Genomic DNA, 17,905 nt, shown 5'->3' with positions numbered 1-17,905 from the left:
GCGCGGAAGGGGCTGGTGACCGTCGCGGTCACCAGCCCCTTCCACGTCAGGCCGGGCAGTCGAACAGCCGGGCGGCCAGCCGACCGCCCCGCTGTCCGGGCGCTAGGGGAACGTTCCCTCCGTTGTTCCGCCGCCTGTGGTGGCTCCGCCGTCCGTCGTGCCTCCGTCGGTCGTCGGGCCGCCGCCGGTCGATGCGGCTCCTCCGTCGGTCGTCGGGCCGCCGCCGGTCGATGCGGCTCCTCCGTCGGTCGTCGGGCCGCCGCCGGTCGATGCGGCTCCGCCGTCGGTCGTGGGGCCGCCCGTGGATGTCGTACCGCCGCCGTCGGTCGCCGCGCCGCCGGTCGTGGTCGTGGCGCCGCCGTTCGTCGGGGTGCCGCCGGTGGTGGTGCCTCCGTCGGTGCCGCCGTCCGCCGGGCCGTCGGTCTCCTCCCCGCCCGTGGTGCCGCCGCTCTCCTCGTCGCCGGTGGCGCCGGGCTCGTCGGCGGGGGTGCTGGGCGGGGTGTAGACGACATCGGCGCCGACCTGGAGGTCGAGGTCGAAGTCCTTGACCTTCTTGCCCTTCAGGGCGGCCTTGGTGAACTGGGCCCAGATCTCGGTGGGCGCACCACCGCCGTTGACGCGCTGCAGTCCCATGGCGCCGTAGAGCGGCTTGTGGGCGCCCGTCTTGGGGTCCTGGCCCATGACGGAGACCACGGTGGCGAGGTCGGGGGTGTAGCCCGCGAACCAGGCGGCCTTGTCCTCCTCGGCGGTACCGGTCTTGCCGGCGGCCGGGTGGCCGGATGCCTGCGCGGCGGTGGCGGTGCCGCCCTCGACGACGCTGCGCAGGATGGAGGTGGTGGTGTCGGCGGCCTTGCGGCTGACGGCCTGCGTGGACTGCGTGGAGGGGAGCTTGATCGCCTCGCCGTCCTTGCTGATCTTCTCGATCATCGTGTACGTGCCGTGCCTGCCGTGGTTGGCGAGCGTGGCGTAGGCCTCGGCCATGTCGAGGACGCTCGCGGTGGCGGTGCCCAGGGCGATGGACGGGTAGGGGTTCATGTCCGGGGTGTTCTTGGGCAGGCCGAGGTCGATCGCGGTCTTCTCGACCTTCTCGGGGCCGACGTCCACGGCCATCTGCGCGTACACCGAGTTCACGGAGCTGTTGGTGGCCTGGCGGACGGTGATGTTGCCGTAGTTGACGTAGTCCTCGTTCTCGGGGTCGTACGTCTCGCCGGGCCAGCCGACCACGGGGCGCTTGTTGGTGCCGTCGTAGACGGTGTTCGGGGTGATCGCCTGGCCGCTCTGGGTGTTGGAGGCGTTCTCCACGGCGGAGGTGAACACGAACGGCTTGAAGGTCGAGCCGACCTGGAAGTCGCGGCGGGTCGCGTTGTTCACGTACTGCTTGGTGTAGTCGATGCCGCCGTACATCGCGATGACCTTGCCGGACTTGGGGTCGATGGAGACGCCGCCGGCGCGGACGTAGTTGTCGACCTTGCGGTTCTTCTTGTCGAGTTTGTCCATCAGCTGGTCGTCGACGGCCTTGATGAACGCGTTCTGCATCTTGGGCTGGATGGTGGTGGTGATGCGGTAGCCGCCGCCGTTCTCCAGCGCCTCCTCATCGATGATCTTGTTGGTGATGAGGTACGACTTTATGGCCTCGACGAGATAGCCGCGCTGGCCGGAGAACGCGGTGGACGTGGTGGTCTGCTTCGGCGTCGGGAACTTCATGCCGGTGCGTTCGGACTGCTTGAGCCAGCCCTCCTTGACCATGCCGTCGAGGACGTAGTTCCAGCGGGCGACGGCCGCCTTCGTGTTCTCGGGGTGGGCGACGACGTCGTACATGCTGGGCGCGTTGACCAGCGCGGCGAGGTAGGCGCCCTGTCCGGCGGTGAGTTCGTCGGCGTCGACTCCGTAGTAGGCCTGGGCGGCGGCCTGGATGCCGTAGGCGTTGCGGCCGAAGAAGCTGGTGTTGAGGTAGCCCTCCAGGATCTCGTCCTTGGAGACCTCCCGGCCCAGCTTGATGGAGATGAAGAACTCCTTCGCCTTGCGGGTGACGGTCTGGTCCTGGGCCAGGTAGTAGTTCTTCACGTACTGCTGGGTGATCGTGGAGCCGGACTGCTTGCCCTTGCCGGTCGCGGTGTTCCAGGCGGCGCGGACCATGGCCTTGGCGTCGATGGCCGGCTCGGAGTAGAAGTCGCGGTCCTCGGCGGCCAGTACGGCGTGCTGGGCGGCCTTGGAGACCTTCGACAGGGGGACGTTCTCGCGGTTGACCTCGCCGTCGCGGGCGATCTGGGAGCCGTCCGAGTACAGGTAGACGTTGCTCTGCTTGGTCGCGATCGCGTTCGCCTTGGGGATGTGGACCAGGTTGTAGCCCAGTACGAAGGCGCCGATGATCAACATGGTCCCGATGAGGAAGGTGCCGAGCATCATGCGCCAGGTCGGGACGGCCCGCTTCCACCCGGTGCGCTTGGGCCGCTTGCCCTTCTTGCCCTTGCCGCCCTTGCCGGCCGGGTCGGGGGTGATGTCGGGCACCTCGGAGAGCGCGGCGGTGGCGGCGGCGCCGCCACCGGCGGCGGGCGTCCCGCCGGGCGTGCTCGCGCCGGTCTTCCCGGCCCGGGTGACGCCGAGCGTCATGGTGTGCTCCACGTCGGGCACCTGGCCGCCTGCCCCACCGGCCGCCGCGCCGGCGGCCGTCCGGCCGGTCCCCACGGGGGGCTTCCCGGCAGCCGCCGCACCGCCCGTTCCATCGGCCGCCGTTCCGGCGGACTTGCCGGCGGGGGTGATACCGAGCGTCATGGTGTGCTCGGCGTCCTGCATGGGCGCGGGCGCCGCAGAGCCGGGGCCGCCGTCGGGTCTGCTTCCGGCCGCCGCGCCGGGCTGTCCGCCGCGTGCGGAGCCGGAAGGCCCACCCGGTGTCGAGCCCGAAGGCCGGGCCGGTGCCGTGCCGGAAGGGCCGTCGGGCGTCGTGCGGGATGTTCCGCCGGAGGCCGCGCGGGGGGTTCCGCCGGGCGTTGCACCGGGCTGTCCGGCGGGCTTGTCGGCACGTGGGCCCCGGGGAGTGGTGGCAGGGGAGCCCTCGGGCTCGCCCCCACGGGGTCCTTCGGCCTTGCCCGCACGTGCTCCCTCGGATTTGGCCACACGTGTTCCGTCGGAGTTGGGCGTACGTGGTCGCTCGGAGTTGGCCACACGTGCTCCCTCGGGCCCGGCGGCTGGCGAGCTGTCGGCCTTGCCGGGGGCGGTGGGCCTCTCGGGCTTGCCCGTGGACGCCGAGCCGGGCCTGTTGTCGGGCGCCGAGCCGGGCCTGTCGCCGGGTGTCGCGCCCGGGGTTCCGGTGGGCCTGTCGGCGGACGCGGGCTCGGGCCTGTCGTCCGGCGTGGGCTCGGGACCTCCGGTGGTGGCCTCGGCCGCGTCTCCCGGCTTCCTCTGGGCGGCGTTGTCGCCGGGCCCGGGAGGCGCGCCCGGAGTGCGGCGCTCCGGTTCTCTCGGTGCCCAGCCCGGGCTGTTCCGCTTCGGCTGCGGCTCGTCGCTCATCGTGCTGCCGTGCTCCTGTTTTCGCGTCGTACGTTCATTTCCGTACGGCCTCGTACGCTTTGCGCCCACTCCGGGCAGGTTCTGCACCCCTGACTAAAGACTCTCGTATCGGCCAATCCGTTCCCGGTAACCGGCACGCGCCCCGCACGCCCCCCGGAGCCCCCCTCGCACCACCCCAAAACGCATGGCGCACCGTTCCGGCCGCGGACTAGGCTCGGGAGCTTCGGCCCGGATCGGGCTCGGCCTCGGCGTCTCGCCTGACTCTTCGCAGCGAATGGGGGTTTCCTCGTGGGCACAGGGCGGTTGTACGCCGCCGTCGCCGCCGGTGGTTTCAGGCGGTACGCGACATATCGGGTGGCCACCGCGGCGGGGGTGTTCACCAACACCGTCTTCGGCTTCATCCTCGCATACACCTACACGGCCCTCTGGCAGGAGAAGCCCCACCTCGGCGGCTACGACCAGGCGCAGGCCCTCACCTATGTCTGGGTCGGCCAGGCGATGTTCGCGGTGATGGTACTGGGCAGCGTCGGCTTCGAGGAGGAGCTGATCGAGCGGATCCGTACGGGCGACATCGCGGTTGACCTGTACCGGCCCGTCGACCTCCAGCTGTGGTGGCTGGCCGCCGACATGGGCCGGGCCCTGTTCCAATTGCTGGGACGGGGTGTCGCCCCCATGGTGTGCGGCGCCCTCTTCTTCGATCTGGCGCTGCCCCCGAGCCCGCTGCCCTGGCTCGCCTGCCTCGTCGCGGTCGCCCTCGGCGCCCTCGTGAGTTTCGCGATCCGCTACATCGTCGCCCTGTGGGCGTTCTGGCTCCTCGACGGCGCGGGAGCGATGCAGATCACCTGGCTCACCGGAGTCTTCTTCTCCGGGATGCTGCTCCCCCTCAACGTCTTCCCCGGCGCGCTCGGCGACCTCGCCCGCGTCCTGCCCTGGTCCGCGCTGCTCCAGGCCCCGGCGGACGTCCTGCTGGGCGAGGCCGACCCGTGGGGGACGTACGCCTTCCAGCTGGCCTGGGCGGCGGCGCTGTTGGCGGTCGGGCGGCTGATCCAGTCGGCGGCGACGCGGAAGGTGGTGGTCCAGGGTGGCTGATGTCGACGAGCGTCCGGTCGTACGGGTGAGGGAGGAGGACCCGTTCGGCGCGTACGGTCCGGTGAGCCGTGTACGGGACGGTCTGCGGGCCTACCGCATGATCGCCGCCATGTGGATCCGCTCCACGATGGCCTACCGCGCCTCCTTCGCGATGACGACCTTCGGGAACTTCGCGGCCACCTCCTTCGACTTCGTCGCGATCCTGCTGATGTTCTCGCAGGTGGACGAGTTGGGCGGCTTCTCCCTGCCCGAGATCGCCCTGCTGTACGGCACCTCCGGTGTCGCCTTCGGTCTCGCGGATCTGATGATCGGATCGATGGACCGGCTGGGGCGGCGGGTGCGCGACGGCACGCTGGACACCCTGCTCGTGCGCCCCGTCCCCGTGCTCGCCCAGGTCGCCGCCGACAAGTTCGCGCTGCGCCGCCTGGGCCGGATCACCCAGGGCCTGTTCGTCCTCGGGTACGCCCTCGTCACGCTCGACATCACCTGGACACCGGACAAGGTGTTGATGATCCCGTTGATGGTGGGCAGCGGCGGGCTGATCTTCGCGGCGGTGTTCGTCGGGGGTGCGGCCTTCCAGTTCGTGGCGCAGGACGCCTCCGAGGTGCAGAACGCCTTCACGTACGGCGGCGCGACCCTCCTGCAGTACCCGCCGGCCCTCTTCGCCAAGGACCTGCTGCGCGGTGTGACCTTCGTCCTGCCGCTCGCCTTCGTCAACTGGGTGCCCGGACTGTACGTCCTGGGCCGCCCCTATCCGCTCGACCTGCCGGCCTGGCTGGCTTTCGCGCCACCGCTGGTCGGTGTGGGCTGCTGCGCGCTGGCCGGGGTGGCGTGGCGGGCGGGGCTGCGTTCGTATCGGAGTACAGGGAGCTAGGGGAGTCTGGCGTGGCAGACGACAGTGTGTTCATCGAGCTCGACCGGGTCGAGAAGGTCTTCGACGTCCGCAAGAAGACCGGTTTCCTGCGCCGGGAGCGGCGTGAGGTGCGGGCCGTCGACTCGATCTCCTTCACCGTGGCGCGCGGTGAGATGGTCGGTTACATCGGGCCGAACGGCGCGGGGAAGTCCACCACCATCAAGATGCTGACCGGCATCCTGACCCCGAGCGGGGGCCGGTTGCGGGTCGCGGGCATCGACCCGTCCCGGGAGCGGACGCGGCTGGCCCGTCGTATCGGGGTGGTGTTCGGGCAGCGTACGACGCTGTGGTGGGACCTCCCGCTGATCGACTCGTACCGGCTGATGCACCGTATGTATCGCATCCCCGACGCCCGTTACCGCGAGAACCTCGACCGCTGTGTCGAACTCCTCGAACTGGGCGACCTGCTGGATGTTCCCGTACGGCAGCTGTCGCTCGGGCAGCGCATGCGCGGCGACATCGCGGCGGCGCTGCTGCACGATCCCGAGGTGCTGTACCTGGACGAGCCGACGATCGGGCTCGACGTCATCAGCAAGGCCAGGGTCCGCGAGTTCCTCAAGGACCTCAACACCGAGCGGGGCACCACCGTGCTCCTCACCACGCACGACCTCCAGGACATCGAGCAGTTGTGCCGCCGGGTGATGGTCATCGACCATGGGCGCCTGATGTACGACGGGCCGCTGAGCGGGCTGCACGAGGTGGGCGAGAGCGAGCGCACCCTCGTCGTCGACCTGGAGCGTGAGCTGCCCCCGATCGACGCGGCGCCCGCCCGGGTCGTACGGGTCGAGGGGCCGCGGCAGTGGCTGGCGTTCCCGGCGTCGGAGTCGGCGGCGCCGCTGGTGGCGCGGATCGCGTCGGAGTATCCGCTGGTGGATCTGTCGGTGCGGGAGCCGGACATCGAGGCCGTGATCGCCCAGATGTACGCCCAACAGGCGGAGCGGGTGGGGGAGTCGGGGCAGACCGTTCCGTAGCGTGTGCGGCGAGACGGGGCGGGCCGTTCTCGTAGCCCGGCGTGGAGGTTCCTCGTACGCTGATTCGTATGACGGACGACCTGCCGGATCTTCCGGCCGCTGCGGATCTTCGTGCCTCCGACGCCGATCGTGAACGAGTTTCCGAGCAGTTGCGGGACGCCCTCGCTGAGGGGCGGCTCGACATGGAGGAGTTCGAGGAGCGGCTGGACGCGACGTACAAGGCACGGACGTACGGCGAACTGGCGCCGATCACCCGTGACCTGCCCGGCGCGGGGGCGGTGGCGCCGCCGACCGTCTCCCTGGTGAAGAGGTCGTCGGGCGACGTCGATTGGCCGGAGCGGATCGTCGGCGGCGAGGGGTCGTCCACGTGGGGCGTGGCGGTGATGTCCGGCGTCGAGCGCAAGGGCTCCTGGACCGTGCCGAAGCGGTTCGACTGCCTCGCGTTCTGGGGCGGTGTGGAACTGGATCTGCGCGACGCGTACTTCGCCGAGCGTGAGGTCGTCATCAACTGTGTGGCCGTCATGGGCGGGGTGGACATCATCGTGCCGCCGGGCGTCGAGGTCGTCGTCCGCGGGGTCGGCATCATGGGCGGCTTCGACTTCACGGAGGACGGTGTGCCGGGTGACCCCGGGGCCCCGCGTGTCGTGGTGACCGGCTTCGCCTTCTGGGGCGGGGTGGGGGTCACCCGGAAGTTGCCGAAGGCCGAGCGGCAGCGGTTGAAGGAGGAGCGGCGGAAAGAGCGGCTGGAACGCCGTGAGGCACGACGCGAACTGCACGCGTCCCACCGTGACCACGCGCATGAGATGCGTGAGGCGCATCGGGACGCGATGGAGCAGGTGCGGGAGGCGATGCGGTCGGAGCGGGAGCGGCGGCGCAAGCGGGAGCATTAGGCCGCTTGGGTAGACCGCTTGGGCCTACGTGGGCCGACTTACGGGCGCGGGGGCGGGCCGGGGCGGGTGCCGGGATGGGCGCGGGGACGGATCGGGGCGGGCGCCGGGATGGGCGCGGGGACGGGGATGTACGGGCGCGTCGTGGTCGCTGGTTCCGCGCCCGCGTGGCGGGACCGCGGGATCGATGCGGGACCGCGGATCGATGCGGCCCCGCCCCTGGAAGTCCTACAGCTCTGCCGGAACGGCGCCCTTCAGTTCGTCCAGGTCGAAGACCTCGGCCATCCGTTCGTAGCCCTTGTCACTCGGGTGGAGGTGGTCGCCCGAGTCGTAGTCGGAGCGGAGGCGGCGGGGGTCGTAGGGGTCGCGCAGGGCCTTGTCGAAGTCGACGTAGGCGTCGAAGACGGTGCCGGAGCGGATCTGGCCGTTGATGACCTGGCGGACGGTTTCTCGCTGGTCGGAGTAGCCGCGGTGACCGTGGAAGGGCATGAGGGTGGCACCCACGACGCGCAGGCCCCGGGAGTGGGCCCGGTCGACGAGTTGGCGCAGACCGGCGGTGATGGCGTCGGGGTCGGCCCGGCCGGGGTTGCGGAGGATGTCGTTGACGCCGAGGTCGATGACGACGGCCTTGACGCCCGTACGGCCGAGCACGTCGCGCTGGAAGCGGGAGAGGCCGCTGGGGTTCTCGGCGGGGCGGCCGCGGCCGTTGTCGAGGACCCGGTTGCCGCTGATGCCCTCGTTGACGACGCTGTAGCGGGGCGTGTCCGAGGTGTCGGCGGCGGCGCGCAGGCGGCCCGCGAGGACGTCCGTCCAGCGCCGGTTCTCGCCGACCGTGGAGGAGACGCCGTCGGTGAGGGAGTCGCCGAGGACCACGACCGTGCCGTCGGACTCGTTGCTGAGGACGTCCAGGGCGGTGACGTAGCGCCAGTGCAGTGACTGTGTGGTGTACGGCTCTCCGGTGACGTCCGCCGTCCGGTCGCCCTCGGCGGTGTACGAGATCTGCCGGGCCTGCGCGTGGTAGGTCGCGGGACCCGACGGCGTGGGGGAGTAGGTGGTGATGAGGACGTCGCTGTCGTGGGGGATCGTCACCCGTACGGCGTCACTGACCACTTGCCCGCCGGCGGCGATGACGACCGTCGGGTTGCCGGCGAAGGTGAGGCGGCGCATGGTGTCGGCCGCGGCGGCCGGGCTGTTCGCCACGGCGGCGACCGCGAGCGAGGCGTGGGTGATGGTCAGCGGCTGCTGGCCGTAGAGGTTGGACAGCGTGACGCGGGCACTCGTCCCGGCGGCGGTCGTGTGCACGACGTTGCGGACCGAGCGGCCCGCGAAGCCGTTCGCCTCGGTCCCCGGCTCGGAACCGCTCGGCGAGGCGGCCCAGGCGCCGACCCACAGGCCCGTGGAGGCGGGGGCGGCCTTGTTCTGGTGCGAGCGGGCGAAGGTCTCCTGGCGCCGGGTGCCGTCGTCGATGCCGACGCCGACGTATATCGCGGCCGAGATCGTCACGATCAGGGCGGCGATGGCAGCCAAGAGTGCATAACCGTGATGCTTGGTCATGCGGGTGTTACTCCTTGGGCAATGGAGCCTCGAGGCTCCGATGTGATCACCCCATGATGCGTCATGGGATGGGGGTTGCTAGTGAGAACCCCCATCGGTTCCCCCGCCCGGACAGACGCGGGGAACTTCTGTTCCGTTCCCGGAGTAGGTGTCAGTAGGTCTATGGAGTACGTCACCAAGTGTCGAAGAGCTGAAAAGCGGACAATGTGTACGGGGGACAGGAACGGGTGGAGTGAATGGACCGTACGAGAGCGGCAGCGGCGAAAACGGCGGAAACGGCGAGGGCGGCGGACGAGCGCGCCGAGCCGAGGGTGTCGCACCGCACCATGACCACCTTCAGCGCCGCCGACGAGGAGAAGCAGCGCGGCGTCCGCCAGATGAAGCTCATCGCGGCCGGGCTGCTGCTCTTCGTGGCGCTGGTGTACGTGCTGGCCGAGTGGGCCTCGCACGAGGGCGCCGGCGCCTGGGCGGGCTATGTCGCGGCGGCCGCCGAGGCCGGCATGGTGGGCGCGCTGGCGGACTGGTTCGCCGTGACCGCCCTGTTCCGGCATCCGCTCGGGCTGCCCATCCCGCACACCGCGATCATCCCCACCAAGAAGGACCAACTGGGCGTCTCACTCGGCGAGTTCGTCGGTGAGAACTTCCTCTCCCAGGACGTCGTACGGCAGCGGCTGCGCGCCGTCGGCATCGGCAGCCGGCTCGGCGCGTGGCTCGCCGAGCCGCAGAACGCCGACCGGGTGACGGCCGAACTGGCGACCGCGCTGCGAGGCGCGCTGACGGTGCTGCGCGACTCGGACGTCCAGGCCGTGGTCGGGGAGGCGATCACCAGGCGGGCCAACGCCCAGGAGATCGCGCCCGGCATAGGAAAGATGCTGGAGAGGATCGTCACTGACGGCGGCCACAGGCGGGCCGTCGACCTGATCTGTGCCCGTGCCCACGACTGGCTGGTCCTCCACGACGCGCAGGTCATGAACGCCGTCGAGGGCGGCGCCCCCGGCTGGACCCCCCGGTTCGTGGACCGGAAGGTCGGCGAGCGGGTCTACAAGGAGCTGCTCCGCTTCACCACCGAGATGCGCGACTCGCCCACCCACCCGGCGCGCGGCGCCCTCGACCGCTTCCTCACCGACTTCGCCACCGACCTGCAGTCCGACTCCGACACCCGGGCGCGGGTGGAGCGGTTGAAGGGTGAGGTGCTCGGCCGGGGTGAGGTCCAGGACCTCATCGCCTCCGCCTGGACGGCCGTACGGTCGATGATCGTTTCCGCCGCCGAGGACGAGCGCAGCGAGCTGCGGCTGCGCGTGCGGGCCTCCCTGCTGTCGCTGGGCACCCGGATGGCCACCGAGCCGAGCGCGCAGGCCAAGGTCGACAAGTGGATCGAGGGCGCGGCCGTGCATGTCGTGACCACCTACCGCCAGGAGATCACCTCCCTGATCACCGAGACCGTCGCGAGCTGGGACGCCGAGCACACCACGAAGAAGATCGAGGCCAACATCGGCCGGGACCTGCAGTTCATCCGGATCAACGGCACGGTGGTGGGTTCACTGGCGGGGCTGCTGATCTACACGGTGTCGCGGGCGCTGGGGGCGTAGGCGGCAGTCGCGGGCGCTGCGGGCGTAGGCAGCCGGGCCGTCGGGCGTAGGCAGCCGGGTCGTCGGCGTAGGGCCGTCGGGCGTAGGCAGCCGGGTCGTCACCCGTGTGGTGTACGGGTGTTGTGGGCGGTGGCCAGGCGTAGTCGCTGCCCGGTAGGGCACTCGGGTGCGGTTCGCTCGATGTGGAGGGAGCCCCAGCCCATGGCCGTCACCGCCCCGAAGTCACCCGGATCTCCGGGATCGCAGGGACCCTCGGGATCCCGCGGACCCTCGGGATCACCCGGTGTGATCACCACCGCCGTTCCGGCGCGTCTGGACCGTCTGCCCTGGTCGCGCTGGCACTGGACGATCGTGATCGGACTCGGAACCGTGTGGATCCTCGACGGTCTGGAAGTGACCGTCGTCGGCAACATCGCGGGACGGCTCTCCGAGCAGGGCAGCGGTCTGCCGATCTCGTCCGCGCAGGTCACGGGGATCGCGGCCGCGCTGTATGTGGCGGGCGCCTGTGCGGGGGCCCTCTTCTTCGGCCATATGACCGACCGGTTCGGCCGCAAGAAGCTGTTCATGGTGACGCTGGTGGTCTATCTGGCGGCGACCGCGCTGACGGCCGTCTCCTTCTCCTCCTGGTGGTTCTTCCTCTTCCGCTTCCTGACCGGCTTCGGTATCGGCGGCGAGTACGCGGCCATCAACTCCGCGATCGACGAGCTGATCCCCTCCAAGTACCGGGGGCGCGTCGACATCGTCATCAACGGCAGCTTCTGGCTCGGCGCGATCGGTGGCTCGTTGCTGTCGATCGTGGCCCTGAACACCGACCTCTTCCCGGCGAACGTCGGCTGGCGGCTGACCTTCGCCCTCGGTGTGGTGCTGGGTCTGGTGATCCTGCTGGTCCGCCGGAACGTGCCCGAGAGCCCTCGCTGGCTGCTGATCCACGGCAGGGAACAGGAGGCCGAACGGCTGGTGGGGGAGGTGGAGGAGCAGGTCCGGGCGGAGCAGGGCCGTCCGCTGCCGTCGGCCGACCAGGAGATGACGATCCATCAGCGGGCGAGCGTCGGCTTCGGCACGATCGCCCGTACGGTCTTCTCCCGCTACCGCCGCCGCGCCGCCCTCGGCTTCTCCCTCTTCATCGGCCAGGCCTTCCTCTACAACGCGATCACCTTCGGCTTCGGCGCGATCCTCACCACGTTCTACGACGTCCCGACCTCCGACACCGGCTACTACTTCGCCTTCATCGCCGCCGGCAACTTCCTCGGCCCGCTGCTGCTCGGCAAGCTCTTCGACACCGTCGGACGCCGGATCATGATCTCGGGGACGTATCTGCTGTCCGGTGTGCTGCTCTTCGGTACGGCCTGGCTGTTCGACCGGGGCTCGCTCGACGCGGTGACCCTCACGATCTGCTGGTGCGTGGTGCTGTTCTTCGCCTCGGCCGGCGCGAGCAGCGCCTATCTGACGGTCTCCGAGGTCTTCCCCATGGAGACCCGGGCCATGGCCATCGCTTTCTTCTACGCCATCGGCACCGCCGCCGGCGGCATCAGCGGCCCGCTGATCTTCGCCAAGCTGACGGAGTCCGGCGTCGTCGCCGACACCGTCCTCGCCTTCCAGATCGGTGCGGGCCTGATGTGCGCGGCGGGGCTGGTGGCCGCGTTCCTCGCCGTGCGCGCGGAACGCCGCTCGCTGGAGGACATCGCCGAGCCGCTGTCGGCCAAGGCGGCGACCCAGGTCCCTTGACACCACCGGGAACCCCGGGCTCCGCGCGCCTGCGTGACCACACGTAACAGCCGTTGAGTACGCGGTACCGGCCCTTGAGTACGCGTACTCATGGTGGCCCGCCGCCGACCCCGGAACCCTCGTACGCATGACCGAGAAGCTGCTCCGCCCCCTGCGCACGCGCCCCTGGCCGGAACGCTGGCTGACCCGCCTGCTCGGCGCCGCCCTCGCCGCGGCCGTGTACCGCCTCTGTCTCCCGTGGGACCTGCGCAACCGTCCCGAACTGGAGGGTGCCCTCACGGAGACGACCCCCGTGACGGTCACGGGCGTCGTCGTCCTCGCCCTCGTCCTGCTGCTCCTCGCCGCGTACTTCGGTCACCGTGACGCCCTCGCCTGGCCCTTGCTCCTGGCCGCCGCCCCGCCCTCGGCCCTGATGTACGCCGCCTTCCACACCCACCCCGAGCCCTTGGACGCGGACGTCTGGCCCCTGTCCTGGGCCTTCTTCACCCTGGTCCTCGGGGCGTGGGTACTGGTGGCGGCGTCGGTGGGACGGCGGTTCAGGAAGGAGACGGCCGACGAGGAGTGGCTGATCCACAGCGCGCGTGGTGGGCCGGGAGGACGTAGCGGTCACCGAGGCCACGGAGGGCACGGCTATCAAGGCGGTTACGGGGGCCACGGCGGCCATGGCGGTTACGGCGGCCATGGCGGTCACAGCAGGGCTTAGGGCCGCTCAGCCGTGGAAGTACCGGTGTGCCTTCTGCTCGAGGTACGAGGAGAAGGCGAGGCCGATGACCGGGGTGCCCCGGTACGTGCCCACGTACTGCTGGGCGGTGTCGACCACGACAGGGCGGGACATACCGGCCCACTTCTGGCGCTGCTGGGCCTCCGCCCATCGGACGGCGGCCGGGTCCACCCGGTCGCTGACCAGCACGGGGAAGGAGGCGAGCCCGTTCTGCAGGCCGGCCGGCAGCCCGCCCTTGGTCTTCTTCGCGTACGTCATCACCTGGTCGGTGAAGGTCTCGATGGTCGGGATGGTTATCTCCGGGACCGCCGCCGCCACCGTGAACAGGTGCAGCTTCGTCGCCATCCAGCTCCACCTGAACTCGGCCCGGCGCCCGACGAGTACGGGTACTCCGGCCCAGTCCTCCCACCAGGTACGGCATTCGTCGGCGGCGAGACGGGCGGCTACGGAGGCGAGGTAGGCCTGCGAGGGCGACTGCTGTGCGTACATGGCCGGATCATGCACCCACGTGAGCGCCACTGGGAAGTCAGGCCCGCGTAACGGAACCGGGCGGGACGGTCATCAGGATCGTGACCGTCGCGCACAACGGATCGAACACGCCGACGAGCAGGGCGAGTTGTGCCAGATCCGGGACTGGCGGGGCGAGTTCGGCCAGATCCGGGACTAGCAGGGCGAGTCCGGCCAGATCCGGGACTGGCAGGGCGAGTCGGGCCAGATCCCCGACAGGCAGGGCGGGTTGGGCCAGATCCTGGACCGGCGACCGTCCGTACTCCCCGGCGGACGGCGCGAGCCCCGGAACTCCGCTACCCCTTCCGGTCGGCCACCACCCAGGAGGCGAGCGCGACGACCCCGGCAACCCCGAACACCGCAGGCCAGGCCCCCACCTTCTTCGCCAACGGATGAGACCCGGCGAACGCGGCCACATACCCCGCGGTCAGCGCCCCCGCGGCCTTCCCCCCGGCCGCCCGCTGCCACTGCTGGGCCGCCACACCCCCGGCGACGGCCAGCACCGCCCCGCCCAGCTGCCGCTTCTTCGTCCAGCGAGCCACCCCGTACCCGCCGATGAGCCCGCTCGCGGCCACCGCCGCCGTGGGAACCTTCGCCATCGCTGCCTCCTGCCGCTCCTGACCGGCGCGGACGCTCCCGACCGGTGCCCGGTCGAGGCTAGCCCCCTGACGGAACGCGTGGCCGGACTTGAGTCGCGGGTTGTCAAGTTCCCTCGTCCGCTTCGGCCTCCCGGGAGTGAACCCGCAGACCCGCACGGCCCGCGGCACCCGGCTGCACGAGGCACGCCTCACCCGCCGGGTGCCCCGAGGCCCCGAGGACTCCGACGACTCCGAGGATTCCAAGGCCCCCGAGGCCCCCGAGGCCCCCGAGTCCCCCCAGGCCCCCGTACGGCCATCGCCAGCAGCGACGCGACGAGGCAGACCGCACCGAGCGCGGCCCAGACGACGTCGTACGCGCCGAAGAGATCGCGGGCGGTGGCGCCGAGGAACGCCGATGCCCCCGCTCCGAGTTGGTGGGCGGAGTTGACCCAGCCGAAGACGATCGGCCCACGCTCCCCGTACACGCGGTCGCCGAGGGCGATGACGGGCGGGACGGTGGCGACGTCGACGAGGCCGTAGACCGCGACGAAGGCGACCATGACCAGGGTGACGTCGGCCGAGAACGCCATCGGCAGCGCCAGCAGGGTGAGCGCGCGGATCGCGAAGTACACGGTCAGCAGGCGGCTCGGGTCGAAACGGTCGGTGAGCCAGCCGGAGAGGACCGCGCCCACCGCCGAGAACACGCCGATCAGCGAGAGCAGTGACGCGGCGGCGGTGGCGCGCATGCCGTGATCGTGTGCGGCGGGTGCCCAGTTGCTCCACATGATGCCGTTGGTGGAGGCGCCGCAGATGACGAACATCCCGGCCAGCACCCAGAACGGCCCGGTGCGCGCGGCCTCGAACAGCACCTTCAGGGCGCGCCCCGCCGCCCCTGAGGCCGGCGGTGGCTTCGGCACGAACTCCGGGGCGCCGTACGGCCTCGCGCCCACGTCCGCCGGGTGGTCGCGCAGCAGGAGCAGTACGAGGGCGGCCACCGCGAGCGCCACGAACGCCAGCGTCACCACCGGCGGGCGCCAGCCATGACGGTCGATGGCCCAGGCGAGCAGCGGCAGGAAGAGCAACTGGCCCAGATGGCTGGAGGAGCTGAGCACACCGGTCACCAGCCCGCGCCGTAGCTGGAACCAGCTCCGGGTGACCCCGGCCGCGAACGTCATGGTCAGACAGCCGCTGCCGAGGCCGATCAACACCCCCCAGTACGCGGTCAGTTGCCACGGTCGCACCATCACGCTGGTCAGCAGCGCGCCGACGGTGACGAGCATCAGGGCGCCCACGACCACGCGCCGGGTGCCGACCCGGTCCATCAGGGCGGCGGCGAAGGGCGCCGTGAGACCGAACAGCACCATGTTCACCGAGACGGCGAGGGCGATCTGCCCCCGGTCCCAGGAGTAGCTCTCGTGCAGCGGGGTCACCAGCAGCCCGGGGACGGTGGTGAAGGCCCCGGCCGTGACGATGGCCGCACCGGCGGCGAGGGCGACGGCCCAGGCGCGGTGGGGGCGGCGGGGGCGGCGGGGGTGGCGGAGGCGGTTCGGCGCCGGGGGTGTCCGCTGCTCACTGCCCGGTGCGTGGGATGCCCGGTGGTCACTGCTCGGTGCGTGGGGCGCCTGACGCTCGTGGGGCGCGTGGCGCTCACTGGTCGGTGCGGTGGTGCGGGTGAACTCGGCCATGTCTTCAGCCTGGTGACCGGGTCCCGCCCCCACGAGTGGCCAGACGGACCACATGCGCAAGTATGTGGCCATGCCTGTCTTCACCCACTCCGAAGGCGACACCGGACGGCACCGCGTCGCCGTACTCGCCCGCCCACTCCTCCTTCCCCTCGAACTCGGCATCGTGCACCAGCTCTTCGGGCAGGCCAGAGAGGGCGCGACGGCGGAAGGCGAGCCGCTGTACGAGGTCGTGACGTGCGGGCTGCGGGCCGGTGCCACGCCCACGGACGGCGACTTCACGGTCAACGTCCCCTACGGCCCGGAGGCGTTGGCCGAGGCCGACACCGTCATCGTCCTCTCCTCCCACGAGGACTACGTCCAGGACACCCCCGCCCTCACGCCCCCGCTCGCGGACGCCTTCGCCCGCATCCGCCCCGGCACCCGTGTGGCCTCCATCTGCACGGGCGCCTTCGTCCTCGCCTCCGCCGGACTCCTCGACGGGCACACGGCCACCACCCACTGGCGCTACACCGACCTCTTCGCCAAGCTGTTCCCTCAGGTCGAGCTCGACCCGGACGTCCTCTACACCGACGGCCAAGACATCCTGACCTCGGCCGGCTGCGCCGCCGGCATCGACCTGTGCCTCCACATGATCCGCCGCGACCACGGCACGGCGGTGGCCGGCGACGTGGCCCGCCGCACCGTCGTACCCCCGCACCGCGAGGGCGGCCAGGTCCAGTACGTACGCCACCCCGTCCCCGCCCCCTCTGCCCCGGCCACCTCCGCCGCCCGCGACTGGGCACTGCGCCACCTCCACGAGCCCCTCACCCTGGGGCAGCTCGCGGCCAAGGAGGCGATGAGCGTGCGCAACTTCAACCGCCGCTTCCGCGACGAGGTCGGCACGACCCCGATGAACTGGCTCACCCAGCAACGCGTAGAACGTGCACGGGAGTTGCTGGAGGAGTCCGATCTGCCCGTCGACCAGATCGCGTCCCGCACGGGCCTGGGCACGGCGGCGAATCTCCGGCGCCATTTCCAAGCCGCGTTGGGAACTTCACCGAGTGCCTATCGGGTGACGTTCCGGGGGGTGTCTCGCGGGGTGCCTCGCGGGACGTTTCGCGGGACCTGTCGAGGGGGGTCTCGCGGGACGTGAGCACGGCCGCGCACCAGCGGGTGAGGAACCGGATGCCATCATCGGCTGATGGCCCCCGTCACCGGCACACTCACGACCCCGGACGGCATCCGACTCGCCTGGCACGACCACACACCGGGCCGGGGCGATGGCCGTACTCCGGGCGGCGGCCCCACTCCGCGTCGCACGCTGCTCCTCCTCCACGGCCTCGCCGGTCACCAGGGGGAGTGGGACGATCTACTGTCCCCGCTCCTCGCGGACGGCCACCGCGTCGTGACGTACGACGCCCGGGGCCACGGCGCGAGCACCCGCCGCCCGGCGGACATGAGCCGGGCGGCCTGTGTACGGGACGTGGTGACGGTGGTCCAAGGGCTCGGCCTGACCGCCCAGGAGGGGCGGCTCGGCCTGGCCGCCAAGGAGCGGCGGCAGTCACCGCTGACCCTCGTGGGCCAGTCCCTCGGCGGCCACACGGCCTTCCTCGCCGCGGCCGCCCACCCGGAACTGGTCTCCGCCCTGATCCTGATCGAGGCGGGTCCGAGCGCCCCCGACCCCACGCTGCCCGCCCACATCGCCGCGTGGATGGACAGCTGGCCCACCCCCTTCGACTCCCCCTCCCGGGCAACCGAGTTCTTCGGCCACCGGAGCTGGTCCCACAACCTCGAACAACGCCACGACGGCTGGCACCCCCGCCCCGACCGCGCCACGATGCTCGCCGCGATCGAGGAGCTCGCCCAGACGCCGTACGCCCCCGAATGGGCCTCCACCACCTGCCCCACCCTGGTCGTACGCGGCGCCCACGGCACCATGCCGGAGGCCGACGCCGTCCGGATGCCGACCAGCCGCCCCCCTGGCACCAGAACCGACCTCACCGTCATCGAGGACGCCGGCCACGACGTACACCTGGACCAGCCGCACCGTTTGCACTCGGCGATGGCCGACTTCCTCGACTCCCTCGACTCCCTCGCCGACGGCCTCCCCCGGGCAGAGCCCCCAGCAGACGCGAGGGGATGACCCCATCCCCCTCTCTCCCCGCCCGCTCTCTCTGCCGTGCCCGCTCTCTCTGCCGTG

General features: G+C 71.1%; 14 protein-coding genes and 1 pseudogene. 10 read left to right on the top strand and 5 right to left on the bottom strand.

Annotated elements, in window-relative coordinates; genetic code table 11:
- Positions 1-102 precede the first annotated feature (102 nt).
- Positions 103-2,610 carry a transglycosylase domain-containing protein gene (locus tag ACFY9I_RS04975; RefSeq protein ID WP_390997033.1) on the bottom strand — a complete coding sequence of 836 codons (2,508 nt, stop codon included), beginning with the start codon at positions 2,608-2,610 and terminating at the stop codon, positions 103-105.
- Positions 2,611-3,795: 1,185 nt separating this feature from the next.
- Between ACFY9I_RS04975 and ACFY9I_RS04970 the strand changes: the two genes are divergently transcribed.
- From ACFY9I_RS04970 to ACFY9I_RS04955, 4 genes are all read left to right on the top strand, one after another.
- Positions 3,796-4,596, top strand: coding sequence for an ABC-2 family transporter protein (locus tag ACFY9I_RS04970; protein WP_390996738.1), 801 nt, complete (start codon positions 3,796-3,798; stop codon positions 4,594-4,596).
- A gap of 25 nt (positions 4,597-4,621) precedes the next feature.
- Positions 4,622-5,470 (top strand): ABC-2 family transporter protein, encoded by an 849-nt coding sequence (locus tag ACFY9I_RS04965; RefSeq protein WP_390997031.1) that lies wholly within the window; start codon positions 4,622-4,624, stop codon positions 5,468-5,470.
- A gap of 11 nt (positions 5,471-5,481) precedes the next feature.
- Positions 5,482-6,480, top strand: coding sequence for an ATP-binding cassette domain-containing protein (locus ACFY9I_RS04960; protein ID WP_390996735.1), 999 nt, complete (start codon positions 5,482-5,484; stop codon positions 6,478-6,480).
- 68 nt (positions 6,481-6,548) lie between these two features.
- Positions 6,549-7,370 carry a DUF1707 domain-containing protein gene (locus ACFY9I_RS04955; RefSeq protein WP_390996732.1) on the top strand — a complete coding sequence of 274 codons (822 nt, stop codon included), beginning with the start codon at positions 6,549-6,551 and terminating at the stop codon, positions 7,368-7,370.
- Between the two features lie 225 nt (positions 7,371-7,595).
- Here the strand turns inward: ACFY9I_RS04955 and ACFY9I_RS04950 are convergent, their stop codons facing one another.
- Positions 7,596-8,921, bottom strand: coding sequence for a GDSL-type esterase/lipase family protein (locus ACFY9I_RS04950; RefSeq protein WP_390996730.1), 1,326 nt, complete (start codon positions 8,919-8,921; stop codon positions 7,596-7,598).
- A 236-nt stretch (positions 8,922-9,157) separates the two neighbouring features.
- Here ACFY9I_RS04950 and ACFY9I_RS04945 point away from each other — a divergent pair, with 236 nt between their 5' ends.
- From ACFY9I_RS04945 to ACFY9I_RS04935, 3 genes and pseudogenes are all read left to right on the top strand, one after another.
- Entirely contained in the window at positions 9,158-10,510 is a 1,353-nt protein-coding gene (locus tag ACFY9I_RS04945) for a DUF445 family protein (RefSeq protein WP_390996728.1), read from the top strand.
- A 201-nt stretch (positions 10,511-10,711) separates the two neighbouring features.
- Positions 10,712-12,235 (top strand): MFS transporter, encoded by a 1,524-nt coding sequence (locus ACFY9I_RS04940; RefSeq protein ID WP_390996726.1) that lies wholly within the window; start codon positions 10,712-10,714, stop codon positions 12,233-12,235.
- A 127-nt stretch (positions 12,236-12,362) separates the two neighbouring features.
- Positions 12,363-12,812, top strand: a pseudogene (locus tag ACFY9I_RS04935) (hypothetical protein); the annotation flags it as partial.
- Between the two features lie 132 nt (positions 12,813-12,944).
- Here the strand turns inward: ACFY9I_RS04935 and ACFY9I_RS04930 are convergent.
- The gene (locus ACFY9I_RS04930; RefSeq protein WP_390996724.1) at positions 12,945-13,445 is read right to left on the bottom strand and encodes a levansucrase; all 501 of its coding nucleotides are present in this window, start codon (positions 13,443-13,445) and stop codon (positions 12,945-12,947) included.
- Positions 13,446-13,464: 19 nt separating this feature from the next.
- Here ACFY9I_RS04930 and ACFY9I_RS04925 point away from each other — a divergent pair, with 19 nt between their 5' ends.
- On the top strand, positions 13,465-13,623 hold the full coding sequence (locus tag ACFY9I_RS04925) for a hypothetical protein (protein ID WP_390996722.1): 159 nt from the start codon (positions 13,465-13,467) through the stop codon (positions 13,621-13,623).
- Positions 13,624-13,759: 136 nt separating this feature from the next.
- Here ACFY9I_RS04925 and ACFY9I_RS04920 read toward each other — a convergent pair whose 3' ends face one another.
- Both ACFY9I_RS04920 and ACFY9I_RS04915 read right to left on the bottom strand, forming a co-directional pair.
- Positions 13,760-14,062 (bottom strand): hypothetical protein, encoded by a 303-nt coding sequence (locus ACFY9I_RS04920; protein ID WP_390996720.1) that lies wholly within the window; start codon positions 14,060-14,062, stop codon positions 13,760-13,762.
- A 188-nt stretch (positions 14,063-14,250) separates the two neighbouring features.
- Complete coding sequence (locus tag ACFY9I_RS04915) at positions 14,251-15,726, bottom strand: MFS transporter (RefSeq protein ID WP_390996719.1); 1,476 nt, start codon at positions 15,724-15,726, stop codon at positions 14,251-14,253.
- A gap of 70 nt (positions 15,727-15,796) precedes the next feature.
- On the opposite strand from ACFY9I_RS04915, the gene ACFY9I_RS04910 reads away from it, so the two are divergent.
- Both ACFY9I_RS04910 and ACFY9I_RS04905 read left to right on the top strand, forming a co-directional pair.
- Positions 15,797-16,858 (top strand): helix-turn-helix domain-containing protein, encoded by a 1,062-nt coding sequence (locus tag ACFY9I_RS04910; protein WP_390996717.1) that lies wholly within the window; start codon positions 15,797-15,799, stop codon positions 16,856-16,858.
- A 48-nt stretch (positions 16,859-16,906) separates the two neighbouring features.
- Positions 16,907-17,848 (top strand): alpha/beta fold hydrolase, encoded by a 942-nt coding sequence (locus ACFY9I_RS04905; RefSeq protein ID WP_390996716.1) that lies wholly within the window; start codon positions 16,907-16,909, stop codon positions 17,846-17,848.
- Positions 17,849-17,905: the final 57 nt, after the last annotated feature.

It is taken from the genome of Streptomyces sp. NPDC012510 (genome assembly GCF_042955065.1).
Classification (GTDB): domain Bacteria; phylum Actinomycetota; class Actinomycetes; order Streptomycetales; family Streptomycetaceae; genus Streptomyces.
Note: the sequence above shows the minus strand (reverse complement) of the source record. Positions and strands in the feature narration are given on the sequence as shown.